Here is an 18,393-nt window from a genome sequence, read left to right on the forward strand (position 1 = left end):
ACAAAACCACTATACATTTCTTCAAGTGAATAGACTAATTTCAAAAGATACAGAATATATTTTTCTGTAAAACAATCAAAAGTTTAAGGTGTTGCTTATGGGATCAATGATTACCGTGACTTCTTGGAAGTACAATGCTTCTTCACGGTATTTAAAAATTTTTTATAACAATGGTTCTGGTGAACTTTACCATCCTGTCCCAGAATTTATATACAATAATTTACTACGATGTAGTGATAAAACAGCATTCGTGCATAAATACCTAGAATACGATTTACATTTTAAGCGACTTTCAATTTTATAGTTTTTAGAACTGTGTCTTTAGAGCAAAGTCAGGGAGATTTCTCCCTGATGTAAAACTCGGTTAGTTTTTAAATGTCACCACAAACAGACCAGACCCAATCGACAAGGTTGTGGTCATAAACCTTTCATCTCGTTTAACTTCCGTGATAAAGCTCTTTACTTCAGCAGCATGTGATATCACATTATCTACAATCAGTACCCCACCATGCTCCACAAGCATCTTCTGTAAATATACCCAGTAATTTAAATAAGCATTGCGTTCAGCATCAAGTAGAATAAAGTCATATTGTTCCTGACACTGTTCTAAGTATTTTTGCGCATCCCCTACCCAAAAATCGATCACGTCATCAACGTGTAACTCTTGAGCATGCAGTTGCGCTTGCTGAGTTCTTTTTTCATCGATCTCAAGCGTTGTCACCTTCGCACCTGTCACTTTGGCTGCATCCGCAAGCCACAATGTAGAGTAACCTGTTGATGTCCCGATCTCTAAAATTTTCTTAGACTGCTGAATTCTCACTTGCATGGCTAAAAACAATGCTGATTCAGGTTCGATATTTCGATAGCGTTTAATACGATCACACTGTGTAGCATCAAACTTAATAAAGGATTGATATAGTTCATTCAATCGTTGCAAAAATGGGTTACTTAAACTCATGTTTAGATCTTCCTTTTCACTATCATTGTTATTATTTCAATCATTTACGTCATTGCTATGACAATATATAGCTTTTGACAAGTTACATCGTTACGGTTTATTTCGTGACTTTATCATTCGGTAAAATCTAGCAAGTACAATTCAAACCTCATGTAAAAATTCAAATCTCGCTTGGACTTGACCATTTTCTAATGTGACTTGCTCACAAAACATTTCATAAGGTCGAACCCAGATTGAATAATCATCATATAAACATTGGTAAACCACAACTTTTTCACGGGTTTCACTGTGTGTTGCGACATGAAAGACTTGGTATAAATTACCTTTATAATGTTTATAAATTCCAGCTTTTAACATCTACACTCAACACTCTAAATACGATATCTATGTTATACAGGATAGCCAAAGAAAAAACTCGTCCGTAGACGAGTTTTTTATGCTTTTCAATTTTTAAATTAAGAAAAGTCTAAGCCTTTTTCAAATGCTTTTAACTCGTGGCGAGCCATTGCTAAGTTTGATTTAGAACGATCTAAAACAAGATAAAGGAACAAGTTTTCATTTGAATCAAGTGGACGAATCAAATGATACTGTTTACCTAATGTAATTAAAATATCTTCAATTACATCATCTAATTTCAGTGCTTTTGCTACTTTACGCTTAGCACGAACAACTTCAGTATTACCTGCTGCTGCTAATTCTAAGTCTAAACCTGCACCTGCAGTCGCTAAAGATAAACCACTTTCGCTATCTACTAATGCAGCACAAACGAAACCATCGATATCAGTTAATTGATCTAGTGTAATACGAGCCATGAGCATCCCCGTTTCTTTCAACATTGTTGTTCGCTTTAGTAATTCAATTTTTATTTTGCTTTACTAAAACACTTTACTATTTAGCTAAAAATATTCATTCCTAACTAACATGGATAAATTAGTATTCTTTTTTTGAATACCCATTTAATTTTATTTGATAATCAATTTTAATTAATTATTTCCCACACTCATTTTAATAGCATAAAAAATATTAACTATTCAATAGAAATTTAAAAAATAAATGACTAATTTGACTATTTAAAACTTTCAAAAAAATCCAACAAATACCAGAGAGAAAAAATCCAGTACAGATCTCTTTTTTCAAAAAAAATGCAACTTATGTTACATTTTCTACAATGGCTTATCTATATATTTCTCATAAGTAATTCTGAGGTAGATTTGAGCTCATAGAGCATCTGTCCCAATAAAATATCTTTGTTGGTCATCGCCACTAAAACCAGTGGATGCTTTGGATGAGGAATGGCTGTCAAAAGTGCTTTTCCGTTCTCAGCATCAAGGGTAATTGTTTGACATCCAACGAGATTGATTTCTGAAACAAATGCAGTCACTAGGGCCAAAATCGAACTACTCACTGCGGCAATCTTTCCAGAATTGCTAATATTTTTCTTGTTGACTAAAGCAATTTCAAACCCATCAGAAGTACACAACATGATGAACTCGACACCACTGACAGAGTTCAAAAGCTGCCTGATTTGTTTTTCAGCATATGCTACAAAATCATCAGGTACTTTTCGAGATGTGTTTAGGTCAAGCATATTCAAGAAAGCCCCATAAATTAATTTGTAAATTCAGCATTTTCAAAAGCCGAAAACACAGGTTTTTCAGACTTTCTCCAGTAACAGAATTATTTGATATACTTCACATTTTACATTCAATTCTATCTGTTTTTATTGGCTTGTAAACATGTTTTTTCACTTTTAATTTAATTTTTTGAGCACTAATATTGTGCCACAAAGCTTCAAATTGTCAGATTTTTTTCAACAAGGTCACTTTCAAATAACTAATATCATAAATTGAGTGGATCTTAAACCTTATCTTGATTTAATTTTAACAATACAGTATTAAAAAACTTACTTTTTATCATTGGTTATTTTATTGATACTGGAAGTTCAAATATAAAGTGAGTCTATTGATATTATATGAAGCTTTTATTAAAACCAGATTTGTGCACTATTATTTGATATAAGATAAATTGATCTTATAAAAACTTTACATTTTATTTTTTGATTTGGTTATTTTTTGTGTTTATATTTATTTCATCCAACTGCTGGATGCCAAAAATTAATTTAAAAAAGGTACAAGACAATGAATAAGCTTCTACTCTCTCTTGGTCTGATTGCAACGATTGCACTTGTTGGTTGTAATAAAGATAAAGCTCCAGAAACAGGGGCGACCGCAGGTGAACATGCTGCAAATGCGGTAGAACAAGCAAAACATGATGCAGAACATGCAGCGCAAAATGCAGCTGATGCAACTGCTAAAGCTGCGGATAATGCAGCAAATGCAACTGCGACTGCTGTAGATCATGCCGCTGATGCAACAGCACATGCTGCCGATGCAACTGTTGATGCTGCTAAAGATGCCACTGCAACTGCAGCTGGTGCTGTTGAAAAAGGTGCTGCGGACGTTAAAGAAAAAGCGAGCCAATAGTTTTAATCTGAAAAAAAGCTCCTAAATATAGGAGCTTTTTTATATTTGTCATATATTTAGATTATCAATGAATCAGCTTTCAGTTACTTGGAGTTTTGTTTATGCCACATTCTCATCACCTAGAACAGCATTTTATACAACGTACAGGCTGGTTAAGGGCGGCAGTCTTAGGTGCAAATGATGGCATCATTTCTGTGACCAGTTTAGTGATGGGAATGGCAGCAAGTGGTGCGTCTAGTCACACGCTATTGATTACCTGTATTGCGGGATTGATTTCAGGTGCAACCTCAATGGCCGCTGGTGAATATATCTCCGTTAAATCCCAATCAGATATCGAAGCAGCGGATTTAAAAGTCGAAGCTCGTGAATTAGAAAAAAACCCACACTTAGAGCTTAAAGAACTGACTCACATTTATATTCAACGCGGTTTAGATCCCGAATTGGCGCATCAAGTAGCTGTTCAACTCACAGAAAAAGATGCCTTAGAAGCGCATGCACGTGATGAAATTGGGATCAATGAAGCAACTGCAGCAAGACCATTACAGGCTGCTGGTTCTTCAGCGTTATCGTTTTCAATAGGGGCCTTATTTCCAACATTGTCGATTCTGTTTAGCCCTGAAGCATATTTAGAAAAAATTGTTTTAGTCGTTGGTATCTTATCGCTGGTCATACTCGGTGCTTTATCCAGCTATTTTGCGGGTACATCAATACTCAAGGGTAGTTTCCGTGTGGCAGTATGGGGAATTATTGCAATGGCGTTCTCAAGCTGGATTGGTTCACTGTTTCAAGTCACTCCAATGTAATCTCCACCTGTCTAAAATAACTCACACCTTAAAGATGTATTTAAATTATATTTTTATAATAAATACCGAACATAATTTGCTTATTCCAATTGGCTTGGGCAAAGTAACTTAAAACTCAAGGAGCTTAAGTATGTCTTTATTAGAACAATTAGGGATAAAACATCCCATCTTACTTGCACCAATGGCAGGAGTTTCTACCCCACTATTGGCTGCAGAAGTATCAAATCAAGGGGCTTTAGGCGCTTTAGGGCTTGGTGCAAATACCGTAGATTCTGCACTTCAACAAATTCAAGAAACCCAAGTGTTAACATCACGTCCTTTTCAATTAAATTTTTTCTGCCATGAATCAACAGCATTAAACACTGAATCTAATACGCTGTGGAGTCAACATTTAACAGCTGAATTTAAAAAATTCGGCGCAAACCCACCCACAGAATTAAAATGCATTTACCCAAGCTTTAAAGACAATGATGATTTTTTAAACCTCTGTTTAGACACTCAGCCCAAAGCTGTAAGTTTTCACTTTGGTATCCCACATCAATATCAAATTCAAAAATTAAAACAGGCCGGTATCATCATTCTGGTTTCTGCAACCAATCTAACTGAAGCTCTGGCTATTGAAGAAGCTGGGATTGATATTATTGTGGCTCAAGGTATCGAAGCAGGTGGGCATCGCGGTATTTTTAACGCTCAAATTGATGGTGCAATTAAAACCTCAGATCTAGTCACGCTTATCAAAAAACATAGCTCGCTGCCTGTCGTTGCAGCAGGCGGTATTATGAATGGGCAACAAGCCAAAGCCATGTTAAATCTTGGTGCTGATGCTGTACAATTGGGAACGGCTTTTGTGCAATGTAAAACATCAAACGCCAATCCAGCATATCGCAAGGCCTTATTTGATCACCCACTCACTCAAATTACCTCAAGCATTTCAGGTCGCCCAGCACGCGGCATCATCAATCATTGGCAAGCGAGGATTGATCAGCCCGACCGACCGCATGTAGCCGCCTACCCTTATGCCTATGATTTGGCAAAACAGCTAAATGCTTTCGCGGTGCAACATGGTGATACTGGCTTTGGTGCATTCTGGGCTGGAAGTAATGTTGGACAGATTCGTGAATTAGAGGCTCAGGATCTGGTTAATCAATTGGTTGTGGAAATGAACCATTCTTAATGCTCAACTCAGCTGTCAATAGAAGCTGAACTGCAGCAGCTTCTATTTATACTTATTATGCTTGGCTTTGTTCAGCTAACATATACACTAAATCTAATTCAGGGCATGCATACCCCAATCCTGTCATTGCAGCGGTAATTTGCCCACGATGATGAGTGCCATGATTAAAAACATGCATAAGTGTGGCAGCATAAGGCAAAGTCAGTTCTTGTCCAGAAACTCGTTTATAGGTTAAATCTGCATTTAAGGTTTTTTCATCTAACTGCTCTAGAAACTCAATCCAATTCTTCGACTTCTCTTGTAATTCATCTAGTAATAGTGTTTTTCCGGTTTGGATCATTGTATTTAATGCAATTGCAGGTGATACCCCCTGCTTAAAGCGTGAATACCAGAGATAATGCTCACCCAACAATAGATGATTCAAGGTGCCAACAATGCTTTTAAAGTAAAGACCAACATCCTTGTTAAAATCATCATCGGATACAACTTTTAAACTTTCACAAAGACGCTGGGTTGCCCAGATATTGTATTGTGCCAGTATTCTGAAAGAATCTTTATTCATAACTTAAATACCATCATTGTGGGTATATAAAATATAATCAGCTTGATAAAAATGCCGTTTTGACTAGAATAGCGACAAAATCAATAAAGCTAGCTTGATGCTCATGTTAAATCAAATTTTTTGCCAATCGGTGAATCATTTTCCACTTATTTGATTAAGTTTTAAATTTTTAACAACTTATTCAAAATACAAGTGAGATTTATCATGTCTGCATATCATCAAATACGTGCGCTATATGACCGCGACACGATTACAGTTTATCAAGCCTATAACCAACAAATTGCACAGTTGGCGGTACAACAACAAAAGTTTGTTTCGCCCTTTTCCTTTCACAGAATGACATGGATAAAACCTTCATTTTTATGGCTAATGGAAAGAAGTCATTGGGCAACAAAATCCAACCAAAATCATATTTTGGCAATCCGTATTCAACGTGATTTTTGGGAATATTTACTCCAGCAAAGCATCCATACAGACCCGACACTCTCTGCGCATAAAAATGGCGAACACTGGTTTGAGTCTTTTGAAAATGCCAAGGTCCATATTCAATGGGATCCTGAACGGAATTTAAAGGGAACTAAGCTTGAACAGCGTAGTATTCAAATTGGGATTAGTCGTTTTTTAATTCAAGCATTTAACAACACGGCGATTCACTCAATCCAAGATATTACCCCTCTTGTAAATAAGATGGCGCAATTTCGACGTTTAGGAAAGTATAAACACGCTGAAAAACTCTTGCCTAAACAACGTATTTATCCTTTGAACAACGCATTAAAAAAACATTTGCTGATTGGTTGATTCAGTATGGGAGTTCGCTTCCATACTAATTACACCTTATTGATTACACATCCAATAAATTTAGCGATTCAACCTGTACATCACTCATCGTATTGCCTTGTTCAAGCAAGTGATTAAAGTAAGCCTCAACAACTTTTGCTTGTGCTACAGTGCTTTCCACTTTGTACATATTTTGACGGAATTCATTACTTGAATGTAAGCCTTTGGTGTACCAAGCAATATGCTTACGTGCAATTCGGCAACCTGAGTATTCACCATAGAACTGATAAAGTTCAGACAAATGTCCCAGTAATACGTGTTTTACTTCTTGAATATCTGGTGCTGCTAAATACTCACCTGTTTTTAAATAATGAGCAATTTCACGAAAAATCCACGGACGCCCTTGGGCTGCACGTCCAATCATGACGGCATCAGCACCAGTATAGTCCAATACATATTTGGCTTTCTCTGGACTGTCGATATCACCATTGGCAATTACAGGAATAGTGAGCATCTGTTTGACTTCTTTAATCAAACTATAACGTGCTGTATTTAAATACATATCCTCACGAGTCCGACCATGTAAAGCTAAGGCTGCAATTCCTGCTTCTTCTGCTCGTTTCGCCACACGGATAATATTCTCATGACCATTTAAAAAACCTAACCGCGTTTTTAACGTCACAGGCACATCAACTGCTTTTACCACTGCATCTAAAATTCGGGCAACCAAATCTTCATCTTTCAGCAATGCCGAACCTGCTAATTTATTACAGACTTTTTTTGCTGGGCATCCCATATTGATATCGACAATTTGCGCACCATTTGCAACTTGATAACGTGCTGCCTCAGCCAATTGATCTGGTTCAGAGCCTGCAATTTGTGCTGAAATCGGCGCTAACTCACCATCAAAATTTGCCCGATATAGACTCTTTTTGGTCATACGTAGGGTCTGATCAGAGGTCATCATTTCACTTACCGCATGCCCAGCACCAAAGTATTTGCACAGTGTCCTAAACGGACGATCTGTGACTCCAGCCATAGGTGCAACGATTAAATTATTTGACAGTTGATAAGGACCAATATACATATATATTCATACATTTTTAGACCTTCATAGTATACTGCATCTGCCATAGTGGCTCATCATTTTCTGAGTATGTTTTCTTCGATATGAAAAAATTAGTTCGACATCACGCATTTCTTAAATCTTTCAGCGTGTTAGCTCTTTCTTTAAGCCTAGTTGCTTGTGGTAAAGGTTCATGGTTTGCCAATGAAGATGATGAACAATTAAAACAAGAGCAAATTAAAAAACTGATTCCAAATCGTGTCAGTCAACGTGACTCGTGGGCAAAAGACATCTACGATATTTCCAATGAATTAAAAATCCCAACCAACAAAGAAAATATCTGCACCATCATTGCGGTGGTTGATCAGGAATCTAACTTTGTTGCCAACCCCGTTGTGCCAGGTTTGGGTGATAAAGCGGTAAAAGAAGTCACCACACGTTTAAATGAAAAATTTGAAGATAAACTTGGAACCACAATTGGTGGCACTGTTGCTTCATATTTTGAGAATGTTTTAAAAAATCAGCCCTCGCCTGATGATAACTATTTAAAACAAATGAGTCGTGTCCGCACTGAAAAAGATTTAGACGTACTTTATCGTGAAATCTTTGATTATATGGCAAAGCATTATCATGTGAGTGCGCTGACGGGTGCGGCAAAATTTGTTGGTCAAGATATTGCTGAAAAAATGAACCCAATCACAACATTAGGTTCAATGCAGGTTCATATCAATTATGCCAAAGAGCATAAACGCACCAGTATGAACATCAATGAATTACGTGATGATCTATATACTGAATTTGGTGGTTTATACTATGGAATCCATCGTTTAATGATGTATCCAGCAGATTATGATAAACCGATTTATCGTTTTGCTGACTATAACTCTGGGATGTATTCGAGCAGAAATGCCGCTTTTCAAAAAATGATTGATAAGCTCACTGAAGCTGATCTGGCACTCGATGGTGATTTACTCTCGTATGACAAAAATGGCGACCCACGTCCAGCGATAACTGATACAGAAAAAGCTCTCACTGCTTTATTTTCAAAAAATAATATTTTAGTTACGCCTAGACAGTTACGTAGTGATTTAAAAGACGAGAAACAGCAAGATTTTGAAAAAACTCAAACTTATATCGCTGTATCTAAACTTTATAAGAATAAAACAGGTAAAGATCCAATGTATGCCATAATGCCAGAAGTTGTCATTTCTGGGCCTAAATTGAGTCGTGATTATAATACTAACTGGTACGCAAGCCGCGTAAACGGACGATATGAAACATGTATGCACCGAGCAAAACGTTTAAAAATTTAGCATTATTTGATTTTGACGGAACCTTGTGTAAAAAAGACAGTTTCACAGGGTTTATTTTCTATGCTTTATCAAAAAGACACATCGTAAAGCAAGGCATCAAAATTTTACCGTGGATTCAGGCCTATTATTTAAACATCTACCCTGCCAACTCCATGCGTATCAAATTATTTAATGCAATGTTTAAACAAGCCGATGCTAATGAAATTCAAGATATTGCAAACGAATATGCTCAACGCTTAGTTCGACAACTGGATCAAAATCTTTATCAGCAGTTATTAAAACATCAAAATAATGGCGATGATGTAGTTTTGGTTTCGGCATCTGTAGATATTTACCTCAAAATCATTTGCCAAATCTTAGATATCGACTTGATCTGTACTGGTACTGAAGTCATAGATGGCAAATTTACTGGTAACTATTCCACGCCAGATTGTAGTTGTGAACAAAAACGACTACGCATCTTAGAAAAATATGATTTAGACCAATACGACAAAATATTCGCCTATGGAAACAGTGAAGAAGATTTAGATATGCTTCATTTGGCCGACTATCAATATATGGTTGGTAATGATCAGGTTTTACCCTATTTAGAAGACGAAAAAAAATTTGCTTAAAAGATTTAATCAATGACTTGCTAAATATATATGATCTAAATAAATTGGGTAAAATTTCTTGATAATTATTTTACAATCAAAGTATTACCATAAAATTTAAAATAAACTTATACTTAATTTTCCTTCCTTTTACCCTTGTGATTTTTTTATTTCAAACGTACTTTTAAAGTCTACGTTAAAAAAATTATTACTTCACTGAAATATTGTGATATAAAACCCACTTTAGACAAATAAAGATAAAACAATCAAACTATATACATTAAATTAAGACTTAAAAAACAAACCAACAAAAAGGAATTTTACTTTGAAAATTAATGGACTTCATATAATTTTGACCACGCTCTCTATTTTAACAACATCATCAGTAATGGCTGGTCCAGCAAGCTGTGAAGATAATTTTGTTGTCAATCGCCAAAATGGCATGGTCGATTATCAAGCAACTGTTTTGCTCTCTTCGGCAAACGAGCATGATATTTCACAGCAGATCAAACAAGCAATTGAACAGTCAGGTTTCCGTATAGACAGTGAGGAAACAACTCGTTCAGGGACTGAAATCACCTTCTTACCAAACAAACAGGCTAGAGATGCTTGGCTTGCAATGACAGCTGTCGTGACCAAGACAGAGAATCAACACATGGTTGGATTACGCAGCTTAGGAGATAGCAGCTTAAAACAACAAAGTACGCCACAGATGCGTACAGCAATGTGTGGATTTCTCGCCAGTTTACCGAGTGCTAAATCTTCAAATATGGTTGCCGCACAAACCTCATCTGGTCGTGGCGCACCTCCTGCCACTAAAAATATTGGTCGAGAAATACGCCCTAAATCTGAATTGGATGTGCGTGTAGCACAACTGGCTCTTGAACCAGGGGCAGCAACAATTATGGGTAAAGCATGTACTACAAATAGATCACATGGACAAACTTTCCGTGATTATTTACGTAACGAAGCAGTGTTTTTGTATCCAGTGACACCTTATCTTGAGGAAATCCTCAGTCTGTACGAAAAATCTCGTCCTGAAGATACAGTAATTATTTCTCCACTGATTACTCAGATGCGTATTGAAGGGCGCACCAATAGCGATGGTGAGTTTCGTTTTTCGCAACTCAAACCAGGCAAGTATCTGATCGTTGCTGAACATGCTTCTGCTGGTGCAGGCAGTTATATGAATTATGATGGTGCCAATACTTCACAGAATGGTAATACAATTACCACTACTCATTTCTATTCAGAACGTGAATTTTTTCGGAACTGGAACGATATCCTTAAAGATCGTGTCACAATTTCAAAACCCGATCAGATTGTCAAAATTAGTTTAACCCCACCCTTTCGTGCTCAGGGGCTAATTGGTGGTTTAATTAATCGTGGAAAGCAAAAAGGCACTGGCGTTATGGGCTTGTCTTGTTCGGAGTGGCAATTTAAATGAAGAAGCATATCCCAATATTGTTGTTGCTGAGTTGTATGATAACAACTCCTTTCCTCTATGCTTCGGATCTTGCCCCAATGCTCGGATCTTGGCAATGTACTGCTCAAGCTGAAATTGCACTGCCTATTAATGCAGGTAAGCCACTTAAAATGGTTGAGACCTATACCGTGATGACGACTGCAGATGGAATCAGTGAAGGAGATGATTCAACTATTTTTTACTTTCCCTCAGGGGAAAAGTTAATGCCCATCGAGGTGATTAGCTATTCTAAAGCGCGATATCGTTTACAAGGTGATACTTTAAAACTTCTTGTTTTAACTTGGGAATTACGTGAAGGACGTATTGCTCCTAAAGAACGGGCAGATTTTATTACCAGTATGCTAGGCAAAAATGCACCAGCTGCAGCTCGCTCACAATTTGGAGCAAAAATAGATCATATGGCGGAAGATTTTGCTGAAACTATTGCGAAAAGTTTTCAGACAAGAATTGGTAAAGAAAGTTCCATACCATTTCGGGTGACGACCACGGATGCTGGAAAAATAGAAAAAACCTTTGGTTCAGGTCCAAAAGCAGTCACACATCGATGTGTTCGGCTATCCAATTGATCACTCACTACTGATTTAAGGAAAATTTAAATGCTGGATCGATTATATATGGAGTCTACAAAAACTAACCAATCGAGTAGAAATAATTTTGACCATTATTATGCTTAAGATTTTTGCTCTAACTTTAGATTTGGTTTAACTGTTGTTTTAGGAAAAATATTAAAGCATCAAAATATACATGCAAAATGTGGCTCAGGTTAGGTTAAGAAGGTGGTGAAATGATCCGACTTTATCTAATGACTTAATGTACTCTAATTACAAAACTTTAGAATTAGAAAGTCTTTTATACAATAGCAATATTTTTATAGGATAAAAATGAAATCTTTATTTAAATTGGTGTTACTTGTTACTTCACTGATTGTAACAACTAACATCTGGGCATATGATTGCCCTGGTAATGGTCAAAATGACGGAACTGGTAGCTGTGTTTATTTTGATGGTTCGTATCCCAATCACCCAGCAGGTTCGATTCCAATGAGAGGAAGTCAATGGGATCTTTCTTCAAAAAGTAGTTCAAATGATTATTCTTATTATCCAGCAGAATTATCAAACTGGGGCGTAGTCGCCTATGGCCCTAATAATCGTTGGGCTTCGGGTCAGAATTATTTAAGCGCTGCAGATGCAGAGCGAGCAGCTGTACAAATCTGTGGGCACAAAGATTGTTGGGCTTATTCATTCCAAGGAGGTTTTGGTGCGATAGCCAAGCAAACCAATGGACGAGAGTTATTTGCAGAATGGTCAAGTCAAAGCCTTCAAAAGGCGGAAGCCGCTGTTATGCAATCTTGTGAGAAGGTCTTTGGTAAAGGAAAGTGCCAAGTAGTTGTTTCAAGTGCAGCTCAACATTAAAAAATATAAGAATAATATTAGGGTCTGTTGACATTTAAGGTTCATAATTTAATCTACAAAGGGAGCCATAAAAATATACAAGCTAATGCAACCGAACTTTAATAGTTTCGTTTTAACTTGTCATATTGAGTGGCTATACTCTAAATTGCTTTAATTCAGAAAACATATTTTTAATTAACAACCTATTTTAATTTTATTCAAAATCTTGAGGACAATCATTAAATTTTTAAATCTGATCTATACAACGAAAAAGCACCATTAATCACACCCAAATAAAAACCCCGCCAAAGCGAGGTTATATTTATTAGAAATCTTAAAACCAATCAATAAATCGACATGTGATTACGATGAATCATTTCTAAAGAACGTGCTTCACCTAGTACCTGATACACCTTATCTGAAGCCAAACCTTTGACAGTTTCAGCAGAACGCGAACTAAAGTTCACTCGTCCAACCGCGACTCGATGTCCATACTGATCAACACATTCCACAACATCACCACGATCAAAATGCCCTTCAACTGCTTTTACCCCTACAGGCAATAAACTACGATGATTTTCCTTAATGGCTTTGACAGCACCATCATCTAAAACCAAACGCCCTGCAGTCTGAAGGTGTGCAGCCAACCACTGTTGATGTGCTGTAACACGATCATCATCAGTAATGAATAAAGTACCCAATAATTCACCCGCCATTAAACGGGCCAATACATTGTCACTTTCACCACTGGCAATCAACGTTGGACAACCTGACTTGGCAGCCAAACGAGCAGCACGAACTTTGGTCAACATACCACCACGACCAAACTTACCACCACCGCCTGCCATATCAAACAAGGTTTCATCCATTGCACGAACAGTATGGAACAATTTTGCATTTGGATTAGAACGCGGGTCTGAATCAAACATCCCTTGCTGATCAGTCAAAATGATCAGTAAGTCTGCATGAACTTGCCCTGCAACCATTGCTGCAAGCGTATCATTATCACCAAAGCGGATTTCATCAGTAGACACTGTGTCATTTTCATTGATTACAGGAATCACTTTCCAATCAATTAAATTCTGCAATGCATCACATGAGTTAAGGTAACGACGGCGATCCGCAAGATCATCATGAGTTAACAAGACTTGCGCCGTTTGGATAGAATGCTTTTCCAACACGCTTGACCACGTATGAATTAGCCCCATCTGACCAATGGCAGCACAAGCTTGTAGACTGGGTAAATCGGTGGGTCGATTCTCTAGCTTCATGCGAACCATCCCTTCAGCCACAGCACCTGAAGACACAAGAATAATCTCGTGTCCTGCATTGTGTAGATCTGCAATTTGTTTCGCCCAATGCGAAATTGCATCCAAATCTAAACCTTGCCCATTTGCTGTGAGTAAAGATGATCCGATTTTAACAACGATACGTTTTAAAGCCTTGAGCTGACGTTGCCCATCTACCACTTCTATCATCTTGTCCTCGGTCTTTCTTTTCTAAATGGGTATCTTTAGAGACTATAGATACCCTTAGAAATTAGCGTACGTAGTACACTTCCATTTCGCCATCATCCTCGCCATCGTCATCCTCATCATCTTCTTCCTCTGCCAAAATACCAGCAAGACGTTGTTGACGACGCATTTCACGATAAGCTTCTTTTGCAGCAATCGTTTGCTCACGTGTTTCAGCTTCAAGCTGATCACGGAATGCTTTCATTTTCGCTGCATACTCTGGATCTTCGTCTTCCAACTCACGTTGTTGCTCGATTTGATCCATGAGGTAATACACAACAGGTTTGGTACCTTCTTCAAGCAAGCCTGAAGTTTTAAATACAGGACCATCCCATTGTAATTCTTCAAGAATATGATTACACCATTCTTCTTGAGTATCATCAGTTAATTGATCAAGTTTGTTTAAAACAAGAACAATCGGTAATTGAGCCAATGTTGGTGAGAATTTTTTCAATTCTTCCACAATCGCTTTGGCATTGTAGGCAGGATCTGAACCATCAATCGGTTGTACATCGACAATATGCAAAAGAATACGTGTACGTGCCAAATGCTTCAGGAAGCGAATCCCTAAACCGGCACCTTCCGCTGCACCTTCAATCAATCCTGGAATATCCGCCATAACGAATGAACGATGACGATCCGCATCGACCACACCCAAGTTCGGTACCATTGTTGTAAATGGATAATCTGCAACTTTTGGTTTAGCTGCTGATACTGCACGGATAAAGGTAGATTTACCTGCATTCGGCATCCCCAATAAACCTACATCCGCTAGAACTTTTAACTCTAAACGAATTTCACGGTATTCACCTTTGATACCATGTGTACATTTACGCGGAGAACGGTTGGTCGATGATTTAAAATGAGTATTCCCCAAACCACCATCGCCGCCATGTGCAACTAAAACCTTTTGGCCATCTTCAACCAAATCACCAATAATATCGCCAGACTCTGTATCTACAATGGTTGTTCCTACTGGAACTTTCAGAATAACTGATTCACCACCACGACCAGCACAGTTTGCGCCAGCACCGTTTTTACCACGTTCAGCGCGAAATTTACGGGTATAACGATAATCTACTAAGGTACTGGTATCGTCGTCAGCTTGAATATATACGCTGCCGCCACGACCACCATCACCACCATCTGGGCCACCAAATGGTACAAATTTTTCACGGCGAAAACTGGCTACGCCATTGCCACCGTCGCCAGCCTCTACGGTAATGACTGCTTCATCAACAAAGCGCATGCTGCCAATCCTCTAAAATCTTTAAAACCCCATATTCTGCCATATTTTCAAAAATTTCTCGAATAGTATTATTGAGCTAAGCATGAATTTTCTTAAACATTTATTGTGAGAGGCTTGATAATGCATATTTTTATTCGATTTCGATTGTTTTTTATTCACATATTTTTCTATAATCAGTTAGCTGAAAATCAATAATTCAAAATTAAATCACGCTTATTTTAATGAATCTCACAATTTCTATTTATTCGCATGCGTTTTTTTGATTTCCGATCGTCCAGATTAATTTTAAGGAACACTCATATTGTCTATTGTCCAACTCAGTGCTGCGCTTGGACCCGCAGAATGTCAACTCGCTGTAAAATATACGCTTGAAGAAATACACAAAGAAGCAAAAACAAAAAAGATCCATCTCCAAACAATTGAAAGCCATGCGACTCAACATGGTTATTCATCTGTACTTCTAAGTGTCGATGAGGATGCCCGAACATGGCTCAAAACTTGGCTTGGTACAATTCAATGGACTTTTCAAAGCCCAATTCGTCCACAACATAAACGTAAAAACTGGTTTGTAGGCATCGCACTATTTGATACACCGTTGCAACTCCCCCCAGATGACACCATCACTTTTCAGGCCTGCCGTGCTTCAGGTGCTGGTGGCCAGCATGTCAACACAACCGACTCTGCTGTCCATGCAACGCATGTTGCATCTGGAATAAGTGTAAAGGTGATGTCTGAACGGAGCCAACATGCCAATAAACGTGTGGCAAAAGAATTGATTGCACTCAAATTACAACAACAGATGGAGAGCCAGCAAGCCCGTCAGAAACACGCTCAACATTTACAACACGCGTTGATAGAGCGAGGCAATGCCGTCCGAGCATTTAAAAAGTGATGTTTTTTACATCACTTCAATTAAACGATATGCAAATTGAAACGTACTATTTTCTTTTTCAATTAGCTCAGCACTTAATGTTAAATCTGCCCATTTTACTGTTTCATCATTTAACGTGGTTTCTAATTTGGCCTCTATTCCATAACCACCTTGATAATATTGAAAAACTTCAAAATTCTCATTTGAAATTGTTAGTTTAGGAATGTTTTGATCAAAATAGTAATGTAAAACGTCTTCTTGAATTTCATCCCAAACGGCTTGAGATATTCCAAATTTTAAATGAAGTTGTTTAAAATTTTTATGACAAACTGCTTGTATAAATTCCGCACATAATTGATATGCAATATCTTGAATATTTTTATCCATTGAATACCTAATTAAAAATAGTTTTGATTATAGAAATTGATTTCTAATCGAAACACGATTTTATCACAACAATAAAAAAAGGAAGCCTGAGCTTCCTTGATTTACAACACAATAAAATTAAGACTTTTGCAAATCCAATTGAGGTTGATTTGATTCTTCAAGCATTTTACGATCCACTTCAGCCGGATTATTTAAAGCATCATTGAGCTTCTCAACATCCAGCTTTCCGACCCACTTGGCAACTACAATCGTTGCCAAAGAGTTACCGACCAAGTTAGTCAATGCACGTGCTTCAGACATGAAACGGTCAATGCCTAAAATCAAAGCCAAACCAGCGACTGGGATATTGCCTACAGCAGCCAAAGTTGCTGCCATTACAATAAAGCCTGAACCAGTTACACCTGCTGCTCCTTTTGATGAAATCAACAAGACTGCAAGCAAGGTGATTTCATGCCAAATATCCAGTTGAGTATTGGTTGCTTGCGCAATAAAGATCGCCGCCATAGTCAAATAAATAGAAGTACCATCAAGATTAAAAGAATAACCTGTTGGAATCACCAGACCAACCACGGACTTTTCACAGCCAGCAATTTCAAGCTTTTTCAGCATACGTGGTAATACAGATTCTGAAGACGATGTACCCAATACAATCAACAATTCTTCACGGATCATACGAATCATTTTTAAAATGCTAAATCCGCAGAAACGACTGATCGAACCTAAAATTATAAAGATAAACAACAAACACGTGATATAGAAACAAAGAATTAACTGCGCAAGTTGCGCTAAGCTACCAATCCCATACTTACCAATGGTAAATGCCATCGCACCAAAGGCACCGATTGGCGCAAGTTTCATAATCATATTCACAATGTTAAAGAACACATGCGAAATTTGATCAATCAATCTTAATACTGGTTTTCCAGCATCGCCAAGTTTATGTAATGCAAAACCAAACAATAAGGCAAATAAAAGAACTTGTAGAATTTCACCTTCTGCAAATGCACCCACAACGGTATTTGGAATGATATGCAAAAAGAAATCAACGGTAGACTGTGATGCACCTGACTCCACATACTTACTGATACCCGTGGTATCTAAAGTCGCAGGATCAACATTCATCCCAACGCCCGGTTTGGCGATATTGATGACAACCAAACCAATAATCAGGGCAATGGTAGACACGACTTCAAAGTATAAAAGTGCAATACCACCAGTCTTACCCACTGATTTCATGCTTTCCATACCCGCAATCCCGCTGACCACGGTACAGAAAATCACAGGGGCAATAATCATTTTAATGAGCTTAATAAAAGCATCACCTAAAGGTTTGAGTTGTTCGCCTAAACCTGGAACACTTTTCTCTACACCATTGATCAATTGAGTACCACTTGGAAAGTAGTGCCCTACAATCACACCCAAAATAATGGCAACAATCACTTGAAAATAGAGTGACTTATACAGCGGTTTCTTAGCCATGATAATTACTTCTTTCTATATTTCTGTTTGAAGAAATATCCAATGTTAATGCTACCATTTGCTGACACAGCCCAAAATCTCGATAAAAATTTCTGAGAAGTTGGTTTTTAGCAAATAAAAATCCCTTCAGAAAACGAAAGTTTTCCAAAACAATGACAACGAATGACGATGTTTAAGATTTATTCTCTCTGGTACCTTGGCCAAAAGAATAAATACAGAACAGGAGATGAAAATAAAACGCTATTCAAGGCTATTTTAATTAATTTTTGATGATCAATCTCTATGCA

General features: G+C 37.5%; 21 protein-coding genes. 11 read left to right on the forward strand and 10 right to left on the reverse strand.

All coding sequences use genetic code 11. The features are described from left to right. The first annotated feature begins 97 nt into the window (after window positions 1-97). A complete protein-coding gene (locus ASC84_RS22415; protein ID WP_004721830.1) occupies window positions 98-304 on the forward strand; it encodes a KTSC domain-containing protein in 207 nt (68 codons plus the stop codon). A gap of 60 nt (window positions 305-364) precedes the next feature. Here the strand turns inward: ASC84_RS22415 and ASC84_RS14505 are convergent, their stop codons facing one another. From ASC84_RS14505 to ASC84_RS14520, 4 genes are all read right to left on the reverse strand, one after another. Then, window positions 365-958: an O-methyltransferase gene (locus ASC84_RS14505; RefSeq protein ID WP_056515963.1), complete on the reverse strand. Its 594-nt coding sequence runs from the start codon at window positions 956-958 to the stop codon at window positions 365-367. Window positions 959-1,099: 141 nt separating this feature from the next. Next, complete coding sequence (locus ASC84_RS14510) at window positions 1,100-1,315, reverse strand: DUF1653 domain-containing protein (protein ID WP_004820203.1); 216 nt, start codon at window positions 1,313-1,315, stop codon at window positions 1,100-1,102. 98 nt (window positions 1,316-1,413) lie between these two features. Beyond that, entirely contained in the window at window positions 1,414-1,770 is a 357-nt protein-coding gene (locus tag ASC84_RS14515; RefSeq protein ID WP_004721834.1) for a hypothetical protein, read from the reverse strand. A gap of 365 nt (window positions 1,771-2,135) precedes the next feature. Continuing rightward, a complete protein-coding gene (locus ASC84_RS14520) occupies window positions 2,136-2,546 on the reverse strand; it encodes a hypothetical protein (RefSeq protein ID WP_004721835.1) in 411 nt (136 codons plus the stop codon). Window positions 2,547-3,096: 550 nt separating this feature from the next. Between ASC84_RS14520 and ASC84_RS14525 the strand changes: the two genes are divergently transcribed. The 3 genes from ASC84_RS14525 (at window position 3,097) to ASC84_RS14535 (ending at window position 5,418) form a co-directional block, all read left to right on the forward strand. Further along, the gene (locus ASC84_RS14525; RefSeq protein ID WP_004721836.1) at window positions 3,097-3,441 is read left to right on the forward strand and encodes a hypothetical protein; all 345 of its coding nucleotides are present in this window, start codon (window positions 3,097-3,099) and stop codon (window positions 3,439-3,441) included. Between the two features lie 101 nt (window positions 3,442-3,542). Continuing rightward, window positions 3,543-4,244, forward strand: a complete 702-nt coding sequence (locus tag ASC84_RS14530; RefSeq protein ID WP_004721837.1) for a VIT family protein — start codon at window positions 3,543-3,545, stop codon at window positions 4,242-4,244. Window positions 4,245-4,374: 130 nt separating this feature from the next. Continuing rightward, a complete protein-coding gene (locus ASC84_RS14535) occupies window positions 4,375-5,418 on the forward strand; it encodes a nitronate monooxygenase family protein (RefSeq protein WP_056515966.1) in 1,044 nt (347 codons plus the stop codon). Between the two features lie 55 nt (window positions 5,419-5,473). Here the strand turns inward: ASC84_RS14535 and ASC84_RS14540 are convergent, their stop codons facing one another. Further along, on the reverse strand, window positions 5,474-5,980 hold the full coding sequence (locus tag ASC84_RS14540) for a DinB family protein (protein WP_056515969.1): 507 nt from the start codon (window positions 5,978-5,980) through the stop codon (window positions 5,474-5,476). 204 nt (window positions 5,981-6,184) lie between these two features. Here ASC84_RS14540 and ASC84_RS14545 point away from each other — a divergent pair, with 204 nt between their 5' ends. Next, complete coding sequence (locus ASC84_RS14545; RefSeq protein WP_056515973.1) at window positions 6,185-6,778, forward strand: DUF4291 domain-containing protein; 594 nt, start codon at window positions 6,185-6,187, stop codon at window positions 6,776-6,778. 43 nt (window positions 6,779-6,821) lie between these two features. Here ASC84_RS14545 and dusB read toward each other — a convergent pair whose 3' ends face one another. Further along, window positions 6,822-7,844 carry a tRNA dihydrouridine synthase DusB gene (gene dusB / locus ASC84_RS14550; protein ID WP_056515976.1) on the reverse strand — a complete coding sequence of 341 codons (1,023 nt, stop codon included), beginning with the start codon at window positions 7,842-7,844 and terminating at the stop codon, window positions 6,822-6,824. A gap of 83 nt (window positions 7,845-7,927) precedes the next feature. Between dusB and ASC84_RS14555 the strand changes: the two genes are divergently transcribed. The 5 genes from ASC84_RS14555 to ASC84_RS14575 all read left to right on the forward strand — a co-directional run bounded on the left by ASC84_RS14555 (window position 7,928) and on the right by ASC84_RS14575 (window position 12,627). Continuing rightward, window positions 7,928-9,136, forward strand: a complete 1,209-nt coding sequence (locus ASC84_RS14555) for a DUF1615 domain-containing protein (protein WP_056515980.1) — start codon at window positions 7,928-7,930, stop codon at window positions 9,134-9,136. After that, window positions 9,103-9,750, forward strand: coding sequence for an HAD-IB family hydrolase (locus ASC84_RS14560; RefSeq protein WP_056515983.1), 648 nt, complete (start codon window positions 9,103-9,105; stop codon window positions 9,748-9,750). Before ASC84_RS14555 ends, ASC84_RS14560 begins: the two co-directional genes overlap by 34 nt. Before the next feature lie 304 nt (window positions 9,751-10,054). Beyond that, entirely contained in the window at window positions 10,055-11,176 is a 1,122-nt protein-coding gene (locus ASC84_RS14565; protein WP_056515986.1) for a carboxypeptidase-like regulatory domain-containing protein, read from the forward strand. A 35-nt stretch (window positions 11,177-11,211) separates the two neighbouring features. Next, window positions 11,212-11,781: a hypothetical protein gene (locus ASC84_RS14570; protein ID WP_227515158.1), complete on the forward strand. Its 570-nt coding sequence runs from the start codon at window positions 11,212-11,214 to the stop codon at window positions 11,779-11,781. A 315-nt stretch (window positions 11,782-12,096) separates the two neighbouring features. Beyond that, a complete protein-coding gene (locus ASC84_RS14575) occupies window positions 12,097-12,627 on the forward strand; it encodes a DUF4189 domain-containing protein (RefSeq protein WP_056515989.1) in 531 nt (176 codons plus the stop codon). A 323-nt stretch (window positions 12,628-12,950) separates the two neighbouring features. On the opposite strand, the gene proB is transcribed toward ASC84_RS14575, so the two are convergent. After that, window positions 12,951-14,084 carry a glutamate 5-kinase gene (gene proB, locus ASC84_RS14580; RefSeq protein ID WP_004721861.1) on the reverse strand — a complete coding sequence of 378 codons (1,134 nt, stop codon included), beginning with the start codon at window positions 14,082-14,084 and terminating at the stop codon, window positions 12,951-12,953. Window positions 14,085-14,145: 61 nt separating this feature from the next. Beyond that, window positions 14,146-15,369, reverse strand: coding sequence for an Obg family GTPase CgtA (gene cgtA, locus ASC84_RS14585; RefSeq protein ID WP_004820174.1), 1,224 nt, complete (start codon window positions 15,367-15,369; stop codon window positions 14,146-14,148). 301 nt (window positions 15,370-15,670) lie between these two features. Here cgtA and prfH point away from each other — a divergent pair, with 301 nt between their 5' ends. Beyond that, complete coding sequence (gene prfH, locus ASC84_RS14590) at window positions 15,671-16,261, forward strand: peptide chain release factor H (protein WP_056515991.1); 591 nt, start codon at window positions 15,671-15,673, stop codon at window positions 16,259-16,261. Between the two features lie 6 nt (window positions 16,262-16,267). On the opposite strand, the gene ASC84_RS14595 is transcribed toward prfH, so the two are convergent. Both ASC84_RS14595 and ASC84_RS14600 read right to left on the reverse strand, forming a co-directional pair. Continuing rightward, a complete protein-coding gene (locus tag ASC84_RS14595; RefSeq protein WP_056515994.1) occupies window positions 16,268-16,627 on the reverse strand; it encodes a hypothetical protein in 360 nt (119 codons plus the stop codon). 117 nt (window positions 16,628-16,744) lie between these two features. Further along, window positions 16,745-18,106: a dicarboxylate/amino acid:cation symporter gene (locus ASC84_RS14600; protein ID WP_004721869.1), complete on the reverse strand. Its 1,362-nt coding sequence runs from the start codon at window positions 18,104-18,106 to the stop codon at window positions 16,745-16,747. Between the last annotated feature and the right edge of the window lie 287 nt (window positions 18,107-18,393).

Origin of the sequence: Acinetobacter sp. Root1280 (genome assembly GCF_001425285.1) — a bacterium.
Taxonomy (GTDB): Bacteria; Pseudomonadota; Gammaproteobacteria; order Pseudomonadales; family Moraxellaceae; genus Acinetobacter; species Acinetobacter guillouiae.

What these genes read in the sequence shown, in the direction of transcription:
- ASC84_RS14520 (WP_004721835.1), bottom strand. Translation starts at nt 2,546, where the DNA reads ATGCTTGACCTAAACACATCTCGAAAAGTACCTGATGATTTTGTAGCA.
- ASC84_RS14560 (WP_056515983.1), top strand. Translation starts at nt 9,103, where the DNA reads ATGTATGCACCGAGCAAAACGTTTAAAAATTTAGCATTATTTGATTTT.
- ASC84_RS14510 (WP_004820203.1), bottom strand. Translation starts at nt 1,315, where the DNA reads ATGTTAAAAGCTGGAATTTATAAACATTATAAAGGTAATTTATACCAA.
- ASC84_RS14505 (WP_056515963.1), bottom strand. Translation starts at nt 958, where the DNA reads ATGAGTTTAAGTAACCCATTTTTGCAACGATTGAATGAACTATATCAA.
- ASC84_RS14515 (WP_004721834.1), bottom strand. Translation starts at nt 1,770, where the DNA reads ATGGCTCGTATTACACTAGATCAATTAACTGATATCGATGGTTTCGTT.
- dusB (WP_056515976.1), bottom strand. Translation starts at nt 7,844, where the DNA reads ATGTATATTGGTCCTTATCAACTGTCAAATAATTTAATCGTTGCACCT.
- ASC84_RS14570 (WP_227515158.1), top strand. Translation starts at nt 11,212, where the DNA reads ATGATAACAACTCCTTTCCTCTATGCTTCGGATCTTGCCCCAATGCTC.
- ASC84_RS14575 (WP_056515989.1), top strand. Translation starts at nt 12,097, where the DNA reads ATGAAATCTTTATTTAAATTGGTGTTACTTGTTACTTCACTGATTGTA.
- ASC84_RS14540 (WP_056515969.1), bottom strand. Translation starts at nt 5,980, where the DNA reads ATGAATAAAGATTCTTTCAGAATACTGGCACAATACAATATCTGGGCA.
- ASC84_RS14525 (WP_004721836.1), top strand. Translation starts at nt 3,097, where the DNA reads ATGAATAAGCTTCTACTCTCTCTTGGTCTGATTGCAACGATTGCACTT.
- ASC84_RS14530 (WP_004721837.1), top strand. Translation starts at nt 3,543, where the DNA reads ATGCCACATTCTCATCACCTAGAACAGCATTTTATACAACGTACAGGC.
- cgtA (WP_004820174.1), bottom strand. Translation starts at nt 15,369, where the DNA reads ATGCGCTTTGTTGATGAAGCAGTCATTACCGTAGAGGCTGGCGACGGT.
- ASC84_RS14535 (WP_056515966.1), top strand. Translation starts at nt 4,375, where the DNA reads ATGTCTTTATTAGAACAATTAGGGATAAAACATCCCATCTTACTTGCA.
- ASC84_RS14545 (WP_056515973.1), top strand. Translation starts at nt 6,185, where the DNA reads ATGTCTGCATATCATCAAATACGTGCGCTATATGACCGCGACACGATT.
- ASC84_RS14600 (WP_004721869.1), bottom strand. Translation starts at nt 18,106, where the DNA reads ATGGCTAAGAAACCGCTGTATAAGTCACTCTATTTTCAAGTGATTGTT.
- ASC84_RS14555 (WP_056515980.1), top strand. Translation starts at nt 7,928, where the DNA reads ATGAAAAAATTAGTTCGACATCACGCATTTCTTAAATCTTTCAGCGTG.
- ASC84_RS14595 (WP_056515994.1), bottom strand. Translation starts at nt 16,627, where the DNA reads ATGGATAAAAATATTCAAGATATTGCATATCAATTATGTGCGGAATTT.
- proB (WP_004721861.1), bottom strand. Translation starts at nt 14,084, where the DNA reads ATGATAGAAGTGGTAGATGGGCAACGTCAGCTCAAGGCTTTAAAACGT.
- ASC84_RS22415 (WP_004721830.1), top strand. Translation starts at nt 98, where the DNA reads ATGGGATCAATGATTACCGTGACTTCTTGGAAGTACAATGCTTCTTCA.